This is a genomic window from Novosphingobium decolorationis (genome assembly GCF_018417475.1).
Lineage (GTDB): Bacteria > Pseudomonadota > Alphaproteobacteria > Sphingomonadales > Sphingomonadaceae > Novosphingobium > Novosphingobium decolorationis.
On record NZ_CP054856.1, the window covers coordinates 2,423,643 to 2,437,923 of the forward strand.

Consider the following 14,281-nt stretch of genomic DNA (forward strand, 5'->3'; position numbering starts at 1 on the left):
CCCTAAATGGGCGACCTCACCGCTTTTCGCCACCGTGGCGCACGGAAGGTGAGCTGGACAGTCTGGGGAGCCCGAGGGCGATGGCCCTCGGAAATCTTCATTCACCCCTTAGTGATGCGTGGTGATCGCGGCGCCTACGCGCGCCTCGATCTCGGCGCGGGGCAGGCCAGGCTCGATGCGTTCGCCCAGCGTGTAGGTGATCGTCCCCGCCTTCTTCCAGATGCGATGATAGAGCCGCCCGCTGTCGACCGCGACCGGCACGACCGGAAGGCCCAGCATCTTGTAGGTTCCGGCAAATCCCGAACGCAGCTGGGCGGTGGCGCCGGTCGGCATGCGCGTGCCTTCCGGGAAGATCACCAGCTGGCGCCCCCTGGCCGCGAACCCGCGCGCGGTCGCGATCATCCGGCGCAGCGAGGCCGCTCCGCCCGCGCGTTCGACCGCGACCACGCCAAAGCGCGAGAGAGCCCAGCCCCACCCCGGAATCTTGAGAAGTTCGGACTTGGGAAAAGGCGTGGGCCAGGGCGTCAGCAGCGGCAGCTCGATCGCCTCGAAGAAGCTCTCGTGGCGCATCGCCACCAGCACGCCGTCTTCGGGAAATTCGCCCTTTATCTCCACCCGGATGCCCAGCAGCCAACGGCAGCAGAAGCGGTGAAAGGCGCTCCAGCTGTACGCCAGCAGCCAGATCTGGCGCTCACCCAGCGCCGCGAACGGCAGGGCCAGGAAAACCATGATCACCGAGCCGGGATAGAAGATGGCGTAGAACGCAAGGCTGCGCACGACGTCTGCGAAACGGGTCTCCATCACGGGCTCCATTGCTCCCACAGGTTGCTGGCGAGGCGCCAGAGGAGCTTGTGATATTCGAGGAACAGGGCGCTGAAGCTGGGGCGCGAGCGAACCGCATCGCGCCGCACCTCAACGCCCTCGGGCAGTTCGCGCAGCAATTCCAGTTCGGCGCGGCGCATGTGCCAGTCGGCGGTCACCAGGCGGATCGTGCGCACCTTGTGCCGCTCCACCCAGCGCGCGGTCTCGACCCCGTTCGAGCGCGTGTCATAGGCCTCGAAACCCAGGTCCACGCAGCACTGCATGGTGCGCGCAGGCACCTTGAACTCGGCCGCGAACTCGACCGGACGCACTTCGGGATCGACGCCGGAAACGAACAGGCGCGGCGCAGCGCCCTTCTCCAGCCCATCAAGCGCATGTTCGATACGCCCCCTGCTGCCCGTCAGCACGATGATCGCATCGCTCTTGGACGCACCCACCATCGGCCCGGGCAGCGTCACGGCGAACCAGACGAAGCCGAAGAACCAGACAAGCACGACAAAGGCGGCGGTGCGACGAAACATGACCTTGCAGGAAATAGCGGTTGATTGCTTTCGCGGGCCTTATGGCGACACTTGCCCGCGTGTACCAGTGCTCTTTGCCCTAGAGCATCTTGCGCAGGGCGTGAAGCACGGTGAAGCGGGCCGTGATCATGGCCAGAAGCGTGGCGAGGATCGGCACCAGCGCCAGCAGAAACCAGTCGCTCCAGACCAGCGCACCGTTGTCGACAAGGCCTGCCCCCAGCCCCTCGAATCGGCGAGCCAGGAGCACGATGACGACCAGCGCCAGCGCCAGCCCGACCGCGCCGCCGCCCGCGGCATCAAAGCCGATCGAACGCTGGAACACCCGCGCCACCTGCTTGTCGGTTCCGCCCAGGAGGTGGACGATCTCGATCACGTCGCGGTTGGCGCCAAGCGCCGAGCGCGCCGCCAGAAGTACCGCGGCGGCCAGCGCCAGGGTAAGCAGTGCGACCAGCGCAATGGCGAGGATCTGGAGCGAGACCATCGCCTCGAACACCGGGCGCAGCCAGCTCGACTGGGCATCGACGCGGGCCGCCTCCGTCACCTTGCGCGCGGCGGCGCGGATCGTCTCGACCCGCTGCGGCGTCGCGCCGGTGGCGAGGCGCACGTCGATCAGCGCAGGGACAGGAATGGCCGAGCCGGTCGCCTCGGCGATGCCGCTGCCCAGCCACGGCTCGATCAGGCTGTCGAGTTCCTCGCGCGGCACGATGCGCAGGCCGCTGACGCCGGGGAGCTGCTGCACGGCCTTCGCCACATCGCGCGTCTGGCGATCCCGGGTATCCTCGCGCGGCTCGATGATCTGGATGGTGACGCCGCCTTCGATCTCGGCCTTCGCGGCCGAAACCGCGTTGCCGATGGAAAGCCCGGCGGCGAGCGCAATCGCGGTCAGGGCGACCATGATCGCGATCACCCAGGGCATGGGCCCGGACATGCGCCCCTGCGGGATCAGCTCGGCACCGCCCCCGCCCAGACGCCGCATCCCGTGCAGCATCGAAGGGCCCAGACGCCGCTCGCGCCGTGTCGTCCCATCGCGGCTCATGTGCGCCTCCCGCTCATGTCCGACGGGCCGGAGAATGGCGCAGCGCGCCGGTCGGATCGGCCAGCCGCCCGCGCTCCAGGCGCATGATCAGGCTGTCGGGCACCTTGCGCAGGAGATCGAGATCGTGGGTGGCGACCACCACGGTCGTGCCCTGGCGGTTGAGCATCTCGAACAGGCGCAGAAGCTTGAGCGCCATCTCGGGATCGACGTTGCCGGTCGGCTCGTCGGCGACGAGGACGGCCGGGCGCCCGATCACCGCACGGGCGATGGCGATGCGCTGCTGCTCACCGCCCGAAAGCGTGGCGGGCACCGCGTCGATCCGCTCGGAAAGCCCCACCCATTCGAGGATGTCGCGCACGGGGCCGGCGATGTCCTTCTCCCCGTGGCCGGCCACGCGCAGCGGCAGGGCCACGTTGTCGAAGGCGGAGAGGTGGGGGACAAGCCGGAAGTCCTGGAAGACCACGCCAATCCGGCGGCGCAGCGCGGGCAGGCTCGCGCGAGAGAGCGTGATCGCATCGTTGCCGAACATGCGCACCGCGCCGCGCGAAGGGCGCTGGGCGAGATAGAGAAGTTTCAGCAGCGACGTCTTGCCCGCACCGCTGGCGCCCGTCAGGAAATAGAAGCGCCCTGCATAGAGGGTGAACGTCAGGTCGCTCAGCACCTCGCGTTCGGTGCCATAGCGCAGCCCGACATTGTCGAAGTGGATGATTTCGCCCTCGGCAGTCATTCGTCTTCTGGTGAATAGTCCTGGCAGGGCCGAAAAGATGCGGCCTTGCGCGCTATAGCGAGCAATCCATGTGGAAAAAAGGGCAATACGCCCCGTACCCACAAGTCGGGTGCTTGTCGTCCCTTAGCGAATGGTGCTTATGAGGTACTCGTATGATTATCGCCTGCCCTGCCTGCTCTACGCGTTACGCCGTACCGGATAACGCCATCGGCGTGGAAGGCCGCACGGTCCGCTGCGCCAAGTGCAAGCACAGCTGGTACCAGGACGGCTCTTCCCCCGAGGAACTGGCCGCGCCCGCTCCCCAGCCCCGCCCGGCACCTGCGGCCGCACCGGCGCCGAGCCCGCAGCCGGCGCGGGAACCCGAGGCTGCACCTCCCCCGCCCGCTCCCGAGCCGGTGGCCGCAACGCCAGCTCCCGCAGCGCCCACACCGGCACCGGCTCCCGCACCTGCCCCGGCACCACGCGCAGCGCCCAGGCCAGCCGGCAAGCCCAAGGTGCGGACCGATGCGGAACGCGCCGAGATGGCGACGCCCGCCTCGCTGCGAAAGCCCCCGGCGGCGGTCTACGACGACACCGAGAACACGGTCCACTACGCCGACGAGCGCAGCTCCAGCTTCGATTTCGCACCGCCCTTCCAGCCCCGCCGCAACTGGGCGAAGATCGGCACCTACGCGGCCTCGATCTTTGCGGTGGTGACGCTGGGCCTGACCGGCGCCATCGCCTGGGGCGGCCTGCCCAACTGGATCCCCACCCCGCACGAGACGTTCCGGCAGGGCGAACCTGACCTCCAGCTCGATTTTCCGCGCAAGCGCCAGGACCGCCAGCGCCTGGCCGATGGCAGCGACTTCTTCAGCGTCAGCGGCACGATCGGCAACATCGGCAGCGAGACCCGCTACGTGCCCTCGCTGCTGGTCGTCCTGCGCGACGCGCGCGAGCGGATCATCTACGAAAAGGAAATCGTGCCCCCCACGCGCAAGCTGGCGGCAGGGGAAGTCATCACCATCAACGAGGCCCTGACCGACATCCCCAAGGCCGCGACCACCGCCGAGATCGGCTGGAAGCCCGACTGAACCCCCGCAGCGAACGGGGCCTGACAAAGCGCCGCGCCCCATAGACCGGTCACGCCGTTGTCATACGTCCGCGCCATAGGGGCCGGGCATGCCTTCCCATCCCCCACACCCGACGACCGTGGCCGAAACCGGCCCTGTCCGCCTGATCGTTCTGGCCGGGCAGCGCTGCCCGTCTTCTGACCCGCTGTCCGAACGCTTCGGTGTCAGCCACCGCAGCCTGATCCCACTCGCCGGCCGCCCGCTGATTGCCCATGTCCTGCAGACCGGCGCGCAGCACCCCAAGGTCGGCAGCCTCGCCATCTGCATCGAGCAGGAGGCCTTCGATCCGGTCTGGGACGTGCTCACCCGCCTTCCCGGCCGGGGCGCGGTCACTCTCGTCGAAGCGCGCGAGGATGTTGCCCAGAGCATTCGCGCCGCCGCGCAAGGGTGGGATGGCCCGCTCCTCGTCACCACCGCCGACCATGCGCTCCTGAGCGGCGAGACCATCGACCAGCTGGTCACGGCCCTGGAGAGCGCCGACATCGCGCTCGCGCTCGCCCCGCGCGACGCAGTCGAGGCGGTCCACCCCAGCGGCTCACCGCATTACCTGACCTTGCGTGACGGGCACCTGGCGCCCTGCGACCTCTACGGTGTGCGCAGCGCGGACTTCCTGGGGGCCGCCTCGATCTTCCGGGGACGCCGCGCCTCGGTGCGGGTGGCCTTGCGCATTGCACGCGCCATGGGCCTTGTCGGCCTGCTCCTGCTGGCATTGGGCCTCGAGACGCGCAGCGGCGCTCTTGCACGCGCCTCGCGCCGCCTGCGGGCCCGTGTGGAGGCGGTCATCACGCCGGACGGCACACAGGCCATCGATGTCGGAAACGAGCAGAGCTACGCCATCGTGCGCCACCAGCTTGAGGCGCGCGCGCGCGCGGTGGCAACAGTTCAGGACACTGCCCTCAGCGCCTCCTGACGCCCCCCCTGCACGCACCACGCGCACCACGCAGACACGCCAAAAGGCACCAGCCTTCCGGTGTCCCGGGAGGGGTGCCCGAAGGCTTTTATCCGTTTCTTTTCAGAAATCTGCCTGGTGCGGTCGAGAAGACTCGAACTTCCACGGGCTTTCGCCCACAACGACCTCAACGTTGCGCGTCTACCAATTCCGCCACGACCGCTAAATCAGAGGAGCTTTTGAAAGCGTCCCTCGGCAGGAGCGCGCCCCTAGCAAGGCTTTCCGGACCCGGCAAGTGATTCGTTTCGATTATTTTTGCAGCGCCTGCGCTCCCACCGCACCCGCATGGCAAAAACTCCCGCATTTCCGCCATTTCAGTTGAAATTCGGCGCGCAAAAAAAGTTTCAGGCAGCCGCAGTGATGCGGACCAAAGTGCAATATCGGACGCCGCGCCTTCCATGCGAAACCCTGCGCAAAGATCATGAACGGGGAGAATTTTTCGCCATGCGTCATCCACGCGCCCATTCGCGAGGCCCTGGGACCTCGTCCATCGCCCTTGGCCTTGGTCTTGCGCTGGCCCTCTGCGCCTGTTCGGGCGGCGAGCAGAGCGAGGCTCCGACCACGCCGGAACCCAGCGCAAGCGCGACCTTGCCCGAGAGCCCGGCCGAACCGGACAGCCCGCCCGCCAGCCAGCCGAGCGAAAGCCCCTCCCCGCAAGCCGAGGCCAGCCCGGAGCCGAGCCCAACTCCCACGCCCACCGAGACCAAGGCCGCCCCGGCACCCAAACCCGCACCTGCGCCGACACCAAGCCCGGAACCTGTAGCCGCAGCCGGCCCGCCCGCCGCCTTCGGGCGCTGCGCGGTGTGCCACAACGCGGAGAAAGGCGCGCCCGACAAGCTGGGGCCCAACCTCTTCGGCACCTTCGGCCACCCGATGGGCCAGGGCAGCTTCGCCTATTCGGACGCGCTCAAGAACGCGGGGCTCACCATGGACGAAGCCACCTTGCACCAGTGGCTGGAGAACCCACGCAAGCTGGTCCCGGGCAACCGCATGAGCTTTCCCGGCATCAAGGACGCAGCCAAGCGCCAGGAAATTATCGATTATCTGAAGAAGCTGCGCTGAGAAGAAGGACAAGGGAAGAGGATCCTATTCAAGGGGCCATCGCCCCTTGACCCCGGAATCGGCGACCTCGCCTTTCTCGGCCAGGGCAGCGCAGGAAAGGCGAGGTTGCCCGGTTCGGGGAGCCCGAGGGCAATGGCCCTCGGACCGGCCTTCCTGCTTCCTTCAGGCTCAGGGCGGCACTGTCAACGGCGTGACCTCCACCAGATCACGGCCTGCCGCGTGCCAGCCCTCGATGCCCTCCTCGTACCAGTAGACCTGTCCCACGCCCTCGCGCGCAAGGCGACGGGCAACATTCCAGCTCATCCAGCAATCCGAGCGGCAGAACACGATGACGGGCAAGTGCGCGTCCTCGCGCCGCGCCTCGGCAATGGCACCACGCAGGGCCTCCCAGAGCCGTGCATCAGGCGGACTGCGCCCCGTTTCCGGGTGCCAGTGCGCGCCGGGCACACTGCGGTGGGGTTCGGAAAGGTGCCAGCGCCCCGTCGCCGGATCGCGCCAGCCGCCTGTCACGGGCAGCACATCGAGGAACAGCGCATCGCGCCCCGGCTGCAACGCCAGCACCTCCACCTCGGCCATACGCCGTGCCGGAGCGGGATCACGCGTGACCGGGGCTCGGAAGCGCGCGGTGCGGTAGCCCTCGGCATCGAACAGGCCCTCTTCGGACAAAGCACGCTCGGGCGAAGGCCGACCGGGCAAGGGCGCACAGGCCAGCGTCAGCAGGGCCGGGGCCAGCGCGCCCAGTGCCATTCCCCTTTGCCACGCGTGCCTTGCCATCGTGCCTCCCGTCTCGGTCCAAGGTGCAATATGGGAAGGCCCTGCGCCTGCCTACATTGCCCATTGGTATGAAGCGCCTTGCTCTTTTCTCGGCCCTCATGGGCCAGGTCGCCCCGGCCCGTGCGGCAACGGCAACGGACCTGCCCACAGATCCGCTCGGCTCACCGATGTGGACCTATCATGCCGAGCGCCTTTTCGCAGGCGCGCGCGTCGTCTTCGATGCGCAGGTGGGACTCGCGATCCCGGGCATTGCCGAGAACCAGCGCATCTTCCCGGTCATGGTCGATGCGCGCGCCCTGCCCGATGTCACCCGTCTGCTGATCTTCGCCGATCTCAACCCGATCCCGCTTGCCATCGACTACCGCCCGCTGGCCGCGCGTTCGTTCCTGGCAACGCGCATCAAGCTCGACCAGCGCACCCCGGTACGCGCCGCAGTGCAGACCCGGGACGGCACCTGGCATGTCGCGGGGCAGTGGATCGATGCGGCAGGCGGAGGCTGCTCGGCCCCGCCGGTCAGCCGGGTGAAGGGCGACTGGGCCGAACACCTGGGCGAGATGCGCGGGCAAACCTGGGCGGAAGGCGAGGACACGCGCCTGCGCCTGACCTTGCGCCACCCGATGGACACAGGGCTTGTCGAGAACATTCCCGCCTACAATCTGGAGACGCTGCGCGTGCTGGGCGAGGACGGGCGCGAACGTGCCCATGTCGCCGTCTCGGGCGCGGTGGCCGAGGACCCGGCCTTCACGCTGCTCCTGGCCGGGCGCGAAGCGCGCTACCGGGTCATCGCGCGCGACACCTCGGGCCGCGAGTTCGAAGCCAGGATCGAAGGCCCCACGCCATGACCCTTTCGCGCCGCACGATGGTGGCCGGGGCGATGGCCCTCCCCGCGCTCGCCCCTGCCCTTGCCCCCGCTCTTGCCAGAGCCGAAGTCTTCGCCGGGAGCTATGCCCCACGGGCCGAGGCAATCGGCGATGGTGTCTGGATGGTGCGCGGCGCTGACGCGCCGATCCTGTTCAAGAACGGCGGCGCCATTGCCAACAGCGCGTTCCTGGCAACCGATGCGGGCACCGTGCTGTTCGATCCGGGAGTCTCGCTCGCCCATGGCACGGCGCTCGCCACGCTGGCCCGTCGCACGACCGGGCGGGAGGTCGCGCGTGTCTATGTCAGCCACCTCCACCCCGACCACGCGATGGGCGCGGCCGCGTTCGATCCCGCCATCGTCCATGCCCTTCCCGCCACGCGCGAGGGCCTGCTGCGCGATGTGGAGGGGTTTTCCGATGCCATGTACCGCCTGCTTGCCGACTGGATGAAGGGCACCCAGATCGCGCTGCCCCGGGGCGATGTGGCCGCGGGCGAAGTAACCTTTGGAGGACGCACCTTCCAGCTCCTGGCGCTGGACGGGCACAGCGGGGGCGATCTGGCCCTGCTCGACCATGCTACGGGCACGCTGCTTGCCGGCGATCTCGTCTTCCACGACCGTGCGCCGTCCACGCCGCACGCCGACCTTGATCGCTGGCGCCGGGCGCTGGAAACACTGCAGGCGCTCTCCCACCGGCAGCTCCTGCCCGGCCATGGCCCGCCCGATACGGGCGCACGCGCCATCGCGCAGACCCGTGACTGGCTGGACTGGCTGGAGAGCTTCTTACGCGAAGCCGTGACCCGCGGCCTGTCGATGGTGGAGGCCGGATACACCGAGATCCCGCCCCGCTTCGCCCCGCTCAAGGCCGCGCGCTATGAACTGGAGCGCAGCGTCAGCCATCTCTACCCCGCGCTTGAGGCCGAGCTGCTCCCCGCCCTCTGAAAAGTCCCGGACATGGTCTCCGGCGGGCAGGCGTCAATCGCAGGCGAGGATTTCGCCTTGCGTGGTGCTGTCGAGGCTGGTGAGGAGAAGTTCGTCGAGGAACGGCTTGTGGCCCACCCCGATCAGCACGACCATCGCCCCGCCGACGGCCGAGGCGCTGGCGTGGCGAACATGGGCGGCGATGCGGTGGTTCCGCTCATCCCAGGCGGCCTCCCGGATACGGCCCATATCGCCCTCGAACTCCAGGCGATTGGGCAAGTCGAACTGCCCGCGCACATCCGCAGCACCAAAGCTCTGCGCGTTGATATGGCAATAGACAGGCAGGAGGTCGCCCTTTGTGATAGCGCGATCTGTGATCTCTTCCTGCTCCACGAAATGGGGCATCTGCGTGACCGGCGGCGCCTTGGCAAAGGCGGCCTGGAGCTCCTTCATTCGGGGCAGGATCAGGCGCTTGTCCAGGTGCGAATCGATCGACCAGAGTTTCGCAAGGCCCAGCTTTCTGGCCGCGGCCAAGGCCACGCTCACCCGCTCGTTCATCGAGGTACGCTGCGTGTCGAGATAGCGCGCCGCTTCCTGGTCGAGCGCGTCCGCAGCGATGCGTTCGCGATAGAGCAGGGCCGTTTCGGGCTGATAGGCAGCCAGGGCAATGTCCAGCCGCTCCAGGCATTCCTCCTGCGTCAGACCTGCGGACCCGCTCGTCCACGCAGAGGTCACTTCCGCCGCTTCGAGAGCGCCCATGCCCGTGCGGGACTGGGCGGCAGCGGCGATTTTCAGCAACGTGGGGCCCACGAACTGCTCGAGCGCCGGTGCGAGGAGAGGACTTGCCTGCATGGTCACGATCTCGAGCGCCGAGAGTCGCTCTATGCCGATGACGCGCGCCTTCGCGGCCACAATCTGGTCGACGACCGTTTTGACGTGCGAGGGGGTGACATCCTCAAGAGCGCTGAGATGCGGCGTTCCCAGAACCATGATGGATGTCAGCTTTTCGGGCGGGACCGATGAGTAGCTGCGGATATCCGCTATCTGCGCCAGGGCCGTCGTGGGCAGAAGGGCGGCCAGCAGGGCCGCCGTCATGGCCTGGAAAATCACGTCCTCGCACTCTCCTTGTCGCTCGCCGGATCTGCGCGTCCCCCGGCGCGCGCCGCCAATGACGCGGAGCGTCGGTCAGGTCACGACCGGCACCGGTGCGACACCCTAAGTCAACGCCACCGGAGCAGACAAGAAAAGTTGAGATGCAATCACTTATGCAATCGCTGACATGGCGATCACCGTTCAGAGCATGCGCTTGAGGATATCGTCCTTGAGCATGAAATGGTGGCGCAGCGCCGCAAGGGCGTGGCCGGCGACAAGCGCGATCAGGAGGTAGCCGCCGATCTCGTGCGCTTCGTGCCCCAGACCTGCGAGCAGGCTGTCCTTCACCACCGGCAGGCGGGGGATGTCGAACAGGCCAAACCAGGTCAGCGGATAGGGACTGGCCGAAGACATGATCCAGCCCGTCAGCGGCATCGCGATCATGAAGAGATAGAGCACGACGTGGACCAGATGCGCAAGGCCGACTTCGGCCCGTGTCATCGTCGCGGGATAGGCGGGCGCGGTCCAGGCCATGCGCCAGCCCAGCCGCACCAGCGAGAGCACCAGAACGCTCATCCCCACCGCCTTGTGCAGCGGCATGATCGAGATGACCCCGTCCAGCGGCTCGTGCAGCAGGCCCCCTGCGATATTGGCGATAATCAGCAGCGCAATCAGCCAGTGCAGCGTGCGCGCACCTGCATTGTACCGTACGGTCCCCATGTCCTCACATCCCCCAACGCAGCCCCGCCCACAGCGTGCGGGGCACACCTGTATCCATAGACCCTGCCTGGTTGCGCGTCACGATGGTTTCGTCGGTCACGTTCTCGGCGCGCAGCACCAGACTGGCCTTCCCGCCAAGCGGAACCTGCGCGAAGAGATCGAGCGTTGTGGCCGCGCGCAGCACGTCGCTTTCCCGGTCGTCCTCGTACTGCGCGCCGACATGGCGCAGCGTGGCCGCGATCCGCCACCCCTCCTTCGGCTCCAGCCCGAGCGTGGCCGAAGTGACGAAGTTCGGGGTCTGCGAAGGGCGCAAGCCGTCCAGATCGGCCGAGGCGCCCTGCCCATCCACCTTACTCTCGTTCCACAGCAGCGAACCGTCGAACCGCACGATCCCGCGCGCCAGATGCGCGCCCAGCTCGATCCCCTGCGCAGCGATGGCAGGCAGGTTCTGGCGCTGGCGCACGTTGGGCGCCAGCGTGACATTGGCGATGGCGTGCTTCACGCGGTTGTCGAAGGCGGTCAGCGTGAACGTCATCCCTGACATGGGCGTCAGATCGAGCCCGGCCTCGTAGCCCTCCAGCCTCTCGCTGCGCAGCTGCGCGTTGGCCTCAGTGACCACAGGAAAGACCACGAAGGGCCGGTAGAGTTCGTTGAGCGTGGGCAAGCGCAGGCCGGAATAGGCCGCCGCCCGCAGGGCCAGCGCCTCGCTCAGCGCCAGCCGCGCGCCGCTACGCCAAGTCACCGTCCAGTCCGCCTGCCTGGCGTAGTCGGTGCGCCCGGTCGGCGTCCCTTGCGCATCGCGCGTGGCGTAATAGCCGCCCGCAATGACCGTGCGATCCGCGCGCACGCCTCCGGTAAGGGTGAGCGCGCCGGGGCGCCAGTCGTCCTCGGCGAAGAACCCGAGGTCACTGTTCACCCCGCCCGCCTGGCGCCGCTCGGTCACGTTGCCCGAAAAGGCGCTGATCGCGATCTCGTTCATCGTGCCCGAGGAGCGCCGCCAGTCGGTCCCCAGGCGCAGCGTGTGCGCATCGCCTACGGGCGGGCGCAGCTCGAACTTGCCGCCGATCCCCGTCGCCGGGGTCTTGTACTGGTCGAGCACGGGGGTGAAGCGGCTGGAGGAGATGACCGTGTTGGCAAAATTGCGCGCCTGGACATAGGCCAGCGCGTCGAACTGCCAGGCGCCGCGCCCGACGAGACGCAGGCTCGCGTCCTGCCCCTCACTCGCGCTATCGGCGCCGGCAAAGCGCAAGGTGCGATCGTCGCGGAAGATCAGGCCGCGCGCCTGGAGCTCTACGTCCTCGCGGATCGGGACGACGGTTCGCAGGCCCAGCGACCAGGATTCGTAGCGCGCCCGTACGCTCGCCTCGGCGCGCTGATCGCGCGGGGTCGTCCAGAAGCCCTTGCCCCGGTCCCAGCGGCCCGAGACGACCGCAAAACCGCTGCCCAGCTGGGGCGCGATGGCTGCGCTCAGCTCGCTCTCGCCGCGCTGGTTGCCAAGTGCACTGGCGGTGAGGAGGCCCAGCTGCTCTGCACCTGCGCTTTCCAGTTCGATTGTGCCCGAAAGCGCGCCGCCGCCAAAGGGGCCCGAGCCCCCGCCGCGCGTCACCCGCACCGCGCCCAGCGTGTCAGGCGAAAGCGCGGTGAGCGGAATATACCCGAAGAAGGGATCGGCCATCGGCAAACCGTCAAGGAGGACGAGCGCGCGGCTGGTGGCGTTGCCGCCCAGTGCGCGCAAGGTCACCCCTTGCGCGGAAGGGTTGGACGAGCGGCTGTCCGCGCGGCGGAACTGCTGGAAGCCCGCGACCGAGGAGAGCACGTCTTCGGCCCGGCCCGAGGCCGACGAGACGATGTCCCGGCGTTCCAGGGTGCGGGTTGAATAGGCCGGGCGTCCGGGCGTCTCGGAAAGACCGCGCCCGGTGACGAGGATCTCGCCCGCGAACGCGGCGTCGTCGGCATCCTCGGCGTGGGCAGGCGAGGAAAGGGACGTGGAGGCAAGCAGGGCCAGCGCCAGCGCGCTGGCAGCCATCTGCGCAGCGCGCGCGCGCCGCTTGGGAGTGAAGTCATCCATGGCTGCGACCTTTTCCGGGTGACGAGGGGGGATATGTCGGGACAATGTGGTCCCGGAAGACCTGTCCTGCGGACAACCGGCCTTCCGGGAAGATACCGGGGACGCACAGCGCCCCCGGTTCGGTGGTGCCTCGGGGAAAGCGCCTAGAAGAAGAGGATGCCGCCCATGGCAAGCGCATCGCTCTCGGCCTCGTTGCCCGAATGGGCCTCGGCCTTGGAGTGGATGTACTCGCCGATCAGCGTCACCCAGCTGGTCAGGCTGTAGCGCACCTGGCCGACATAGCTGGAGTTGGTCCTGACGAGGTCCGGGTTGGCGAGCGCGTCGGCCGGGTTGGCAAAATCAAGCGAACTCTCGCCATAGCTGCCGCCCACCGCGAACTTGCCAAAGGTGGCGAGGCCCTGGACGTAGAAGCCATCGCTCGAACGCGGGTTGCCTTGCGCGTCGGTGTCGAACAGGCCCAGCACGGTCGTGCCCAGACCCTTGGCGGTGTAGTAGTAGCCGGTCACCGCGATGGGGCCCGCCGTGACCTTGGCGCCCATGTCGAGCCCGCGCCCGGTGTAATCGCCGCCGGTCAGCATGTCGTGCTTCTGGGTGATGCCGGATGCCCACAGGTGCGCTCCCACGCCGCCGAACTGGCCGTCGTAGGTGAGCTTGCCCTGGAAGCCGGGCTCGGAGTTGGCCTGCGCCGGCCCCGTCAGCGAGGAGAGCGGCTGGAACACGCCGACTGCGGCCTGGAAACCGCCCAGCTTGGGGCTGGTATAAGTGATCTGCGGCTGGAAATCGGTGTAGATGTAGCCCGAGCCGATGCGGCCCAGTGTGGTATTGGCGGGCGCCACGTTGCCTCCGGGCGAGCCCGAGGAGAGCAGCGTGATGTCGTTGAGGATCGCGTCGGAACCGAACAGGCCGATGTCGCGGCCCAGCTTGACCGTGCCGAAATTCGCGCGGCCAAAGCTCATGTAGGTCTGGCGCGCGTCGATGCCGGAGGTGGCGAGCGCGGTGGGCTGGCCGCCGTTGTTGGCGCCCAGCGTCCCCCAGGCGGCCGAGTTGATGCCGGGGTAGAGGCCGAAGAAGGCGTTGATGTCCCAGCCTGCCTGCTGGGTGGAGACCGAGACCGTCAGGAAGCCGGGAAGAAGGCCGTTGCGCACCGCGCTCGAATTCTTCGTACCCACGCTGGCGATGCCGCCCACGACCGGGGTGGTGGCCGAGGGCGTATCGGGATTGTCGTGAACGTAGAAGCCGTTGACCGAGCCTGCGAACTGGATCGTGGCCGGACCGACCTCGAAGCCGATGCCGCTCTGGGTGCGCTTGACGAGAAGGCCAGTGTCGACCTCGCCGCCCTGCACGGCCACGGCCGGAGCAGGCGTAGTCTCGGCCTCGGTGGCCTCTTCGGCGAGGAGTTCGTTGTACTCCTCGTCGGTCAGGATACCTTTTTCATGCAGACGCTTGAGCAGGGTCTCGCCCGTACCGGCAAAGACCGGCGTCGTGGACATGGCGATAGCCCCCAGCGCAGCGGTGCTGCGCAGCATGATCTTGCCGATCATCGTTCATCCCCTCCTGAGGTTTATGTGTCGTCTTTTCCTGCGACTGTTCTCAGCATGGGAGCGGATGGGAATGTGCGAAA

The 14,281-nt window shown here is 68.0% G+C and carries 15 protein-coding genes and 1 tRNA gene; 5 read left to right on the forward strand and 11 right to left on the reverse strand.

What is annotated here, in order from left to right:
- Positions 1-108: 108 nt before the first annotated feature.
- The 4 genes from HT578_RS11245 to ftsE all read right to left on the reverse strand — a co-directional run bounded on the left by HT578_RS11245 (position 109) and on the right by ftsE (position 3,106).
- Positions 109-801 (reverse strand): lysophospholipid acyltransferase family protein, encoded by a 693-nt coding sequence (locus tag HT578_RS11245; RefSeq protein ID WP_213499491.1) that lies wholly within the window; start codon positions 799-801, stop codon positions 109-111.
- Positions 801-1,343: a YdcF family protein gene (locus HT578_RS11250; protein WP_039390439.1), complete on the reverse strand. Its 543-nt coding sequence runs from the start codon at positions 1,341-1,343 to the stop codon at positions 801-803. Before HT578_RS11250 ends, HT578_RS11245 begins: the two co-directional genes overlap by 1 nt.
- 79 nt (positions 1,344-1,422) lie before the next feature.
- Positions 1,423-2,331 (reverse strand): cell division protein FtsX, encoded by a 909-nt coding sequence (locus HT578_RS11255; RefSeq protein ID WP_039392156.1) that lies wholly within the window; start codon positions 2,329-2,331, stop codon positions 1,423-1,425.
- 61 nt (positions 2,332-2,392) lie between these two features.
- Complete coding sequence (gene ftsE, locus HT578_RS11260; protein WP_213499493.1) at positions 2,393-3,106, reverse strand: cell division ATP-binding protein FtsE; 714 nt, start codon at positions 3,104-3,106, stop codon at positions 2,393-2,395.
- 152 nt (positions 3,107-3,258) lie between these two features.
- Between ftsE and HT578_RS11265 the strand changes: the two genes are divergently transcribed.
- Together HT578_RS11265 and HT578_RS11270 are read left to right on the forward strand one after the other, a co-directional pair.
- Positions 3,259-4,176 carry an MJ0042-type zinc finger domain-containing protein gene (locus tag HT578_RS11265; RefSeq protein WP_213499495.1) on the forward strand — a complete coding sequence of 306 codons (918 nt, stop codon included), beginning with the start codon at positions 3,259-3,261 and terminating at the stop codon, positions 4,174-4,176.
- Positions 4,177-4,264: 88 nt separating this feature from the next.
- Complete coding sequence (locus HT578_RS11270) at positions 4,265-5,125, forward strand: nucleotidyltransferase family protein (protein WP_213499497.1); 861 nt, start codon at positions 4,265-4,267, stop codon at positions 5,123-5,125.
- A 115-nt stretch (positions 5,126-5,240) separates the two neighbouring features.
- Here the strand turns inward: HT578_RS11270 and HT578_RS11275 are convergent.
- Together HT578_RS11275 and HT578_RS11280 are read right to left on the reverse strand one after the other, a co-directional pair.
- Positions 5,241-5,327, reverse strand: a tRNA-Leu gene (locus tag HT578_RS11275).
- An 86-nt stretch (positions 5,328-5,413) separates the two neighbouring features.
- Positions 5,414-5,617: a hypothetical protein gene (locus HT578_RS11280; protein WP_213499499.1), complete on the reverse strand. Its 204-nt coding sequence runs from the start codon at positions 5,615-5,617 to the stop codon at positions 5,414-5,416.
- On the opposite strand from HT578_RS11280, the gene HT578_RS11285 reads away from it, so the two are divergent.
- On the forward strand, positions 5,609-6,226 hold the full coding sequence (locus HT578_RS11285; RefSeq protein WP_213499501.1) for a c-type cytochrome: 618 nt from the start codon (positions 5,609-5,611) through the stop codon (positions 6,224-6,226). The two genes, HT578_RS11280 and HT578_RS11285, sit on opposite strands and share 9 nt — an antisense overlap.
- Positions 6,227-6,394: 168 nt before the next feature.
- Here the strand turns inward: HT578_RS11285 and HT578_RS11290 are convergent, their stop codons facing one another.
- Positions 6,395-6,973, reverse strand: a complete 579-nt coding sequence (locus tag HT578_RS11290) for a rhodanese-like domain-containing protein (protein WP_213499503.1) — start codon at positions 6,971-6,973, stop codon at positions 6,395-6,397.
- 95 nt (positions 6,974-7,068) lie between these two features.
- Between HT578_RS11290 and HT578_RS11295 the strand changes: the two genes are divergently transcribed.
- Together HT578_RS11295 and HT578_RS11300 are read left to right on the forward strand one after the other, a co-directional pair.
- Positions 7,069-7,842, forward strand: a complete 774-nt coding sequence (locus HT578_RS11295; RefSeq protein ID WP_213499505.1) for a quinoprotein dehydrogenase-associated SoxYZ-like carrier — start codon at positions 7,069-7,071, stop codon at positions 7,840-7,842.
- Positions 7,839-8,801, forward strand: a complete 963-nt coding sequence (locus HT578_RS11300; RefSeq protein WP_213499507.1) for a quinoprotein relay system zinc metallohydrolase 1 — start codon at positions 7,839-7,841, stop codon at positions 8,799-8,801. The genes HT578_RS11295 and HT578_RS11300 overlap by 4 nt, the downstream gene beginning before the upstream one ends.
- 33 nt (positions 8,802-8,834) lie before the next feature.
- Here HT578_RS11300 and HT578_RS11305 read toward each other — a convergent pair whose 3' ends face one another.
- The 4 genes from HT578_RS11305 to HT578_RS11320 form a co-directional block, all read right to left on the reverse strand.
- Positions 8,835-9,890 (reverse strand): DUF5694 domain-containing protein, encoded by a 1,056-nt coding sequence (locus HT578_RS11305; RefSeq protein WP_213499508.1) that lies wholly within the window; start codon positions 9,888-9,890, stop codon positions 8,835-8,837.
- 183 nt (positions 9,891-10,073) lie between these two features.
- Positions 10,074-10,592, reverse strand: a complete 519-nt coding sequence (locus HT578_RS11310; RefSeq protein WP_039390425.1) for a cytochrome b — start codon at positions 10,590-10,592, stop codon at positions 10,074-10,076.
- Positions 10,593-10,596: 4 nt separating this feature from the next.
- Entirely contained in the window at positions 10,597-12,660 is a 2,064-nt protein-coding gene (locus HT578_RS11315; protein WP_239026250.1) for a TonB-dependent receptor, read from the reverse strand.
- 143 nt (positions 12,661-12,803) lie between these two features.
- Positions 12,804-14,201, reverse strand: coding sequence for a porin family protein (locus tag HT578_RS11320; protein WP_213499510.1), 1,398 nt, complete (start codon positions 14,199-14,201; stop codon positions 12,804-12,806).
- Positions 14,202-14,281: the final 80 nt, after the last annotated feature.

Coding starts and splice junctions, on each gene's coding strand:
- HT578_RS11245 (WP_213499491.1), bottom strand. CDS start 801: ATGGAGACCCGTTTCGCAGACGTCGTGCGCAGCCTTGCGTTCTACGCC.
- HT578_RS11250 (WP_039390439.1), bottom strand. CDS start 1,343: ATGTTTCGTCGCACCGCCGCCTTTGTCGTGCTTGTCTGGTTCTTCGGC.
- HT578_RS11255 (WP_039392156.1), bottom strand. CDS start 2,331: ATGCTGCACGGGATGCGGCGTCTGGGCGGGGGCGGTGCCGAGCTGATC.
- ftsE (WP_213499493.1), bottom strand. CDS start 3,106: ATGACTGCCGAGGGCGAAATCATCCACTTCGACAATGTCGGGCTGCGC.
- HT578_RS11265 (WP_213499495.1), top strand. CDS start 3,259: ATGATTATCGCCTGCCCTGCCTGCTCTACGCGTTACGCCGTACCGGAT.
- HT578_RS11270 (WP_213499497.1), top strand. CDS start 4,265: ATGCCTTCCCATCCCCCACACCCGACGACCGTGGCCGAAACCGGCCCT.
- HT578_RS11285 (WP_213499501.1), top strand. CDS start 5,609: ATGCGTCATCCACGCGCCCATTCGCGAGGCCCTGGGACCTCGTCCATC.
- HT578_RS11280 (WP_213499499.1), bottom strand. CDS start 5,617: ATGACGCATGGCGAAAAATTCTCCCCGTTCATGATCTTTGCGCAGGGT.
- HT578_RS11290 (WP_213499503.1), bottom strand. CDS start 6,973: ATGGCACTGGGCGCGCTGGCCCCGGCCCTGCTGACGCTGGCCTGTGCG.
- HT578_RS11295 (WP_213499505.1), top strand. CDS start 7,069: ATGAAGCGCCTTGCTCTTTTCTCGGCCCTCATGGGCCAGGTCGCCCCG.
- HT578_RS11300 (WP_213499507.1), top strand. CDS start 7,839: ATGACCCTTTCGCGCCGCACGATGGTGGCCGGGGCGATGGCCCTCCCC.
- HT578_RS11310 (WP_039390425.1), bottom strand. CDS start 10,592: ATGGGGACCGTACGGTACAATGCAGGTGCGCGCACGCTGCACTGGCTG.
- HT578_RS11315 (WP_239026250.1), bottom strand. CDS start 12,660: ATGGATGACTTCACTCCCAAGCGGCGCGCGCGCGCTGCGCAGATGGCT.
- HT578_RS11320 (WP_213499510.1), bottom strand. CDS start 14,201: ATGATCGGCAAGATCATGCTGCGCAGCACCGCTGCGCTGGGGGCTATC.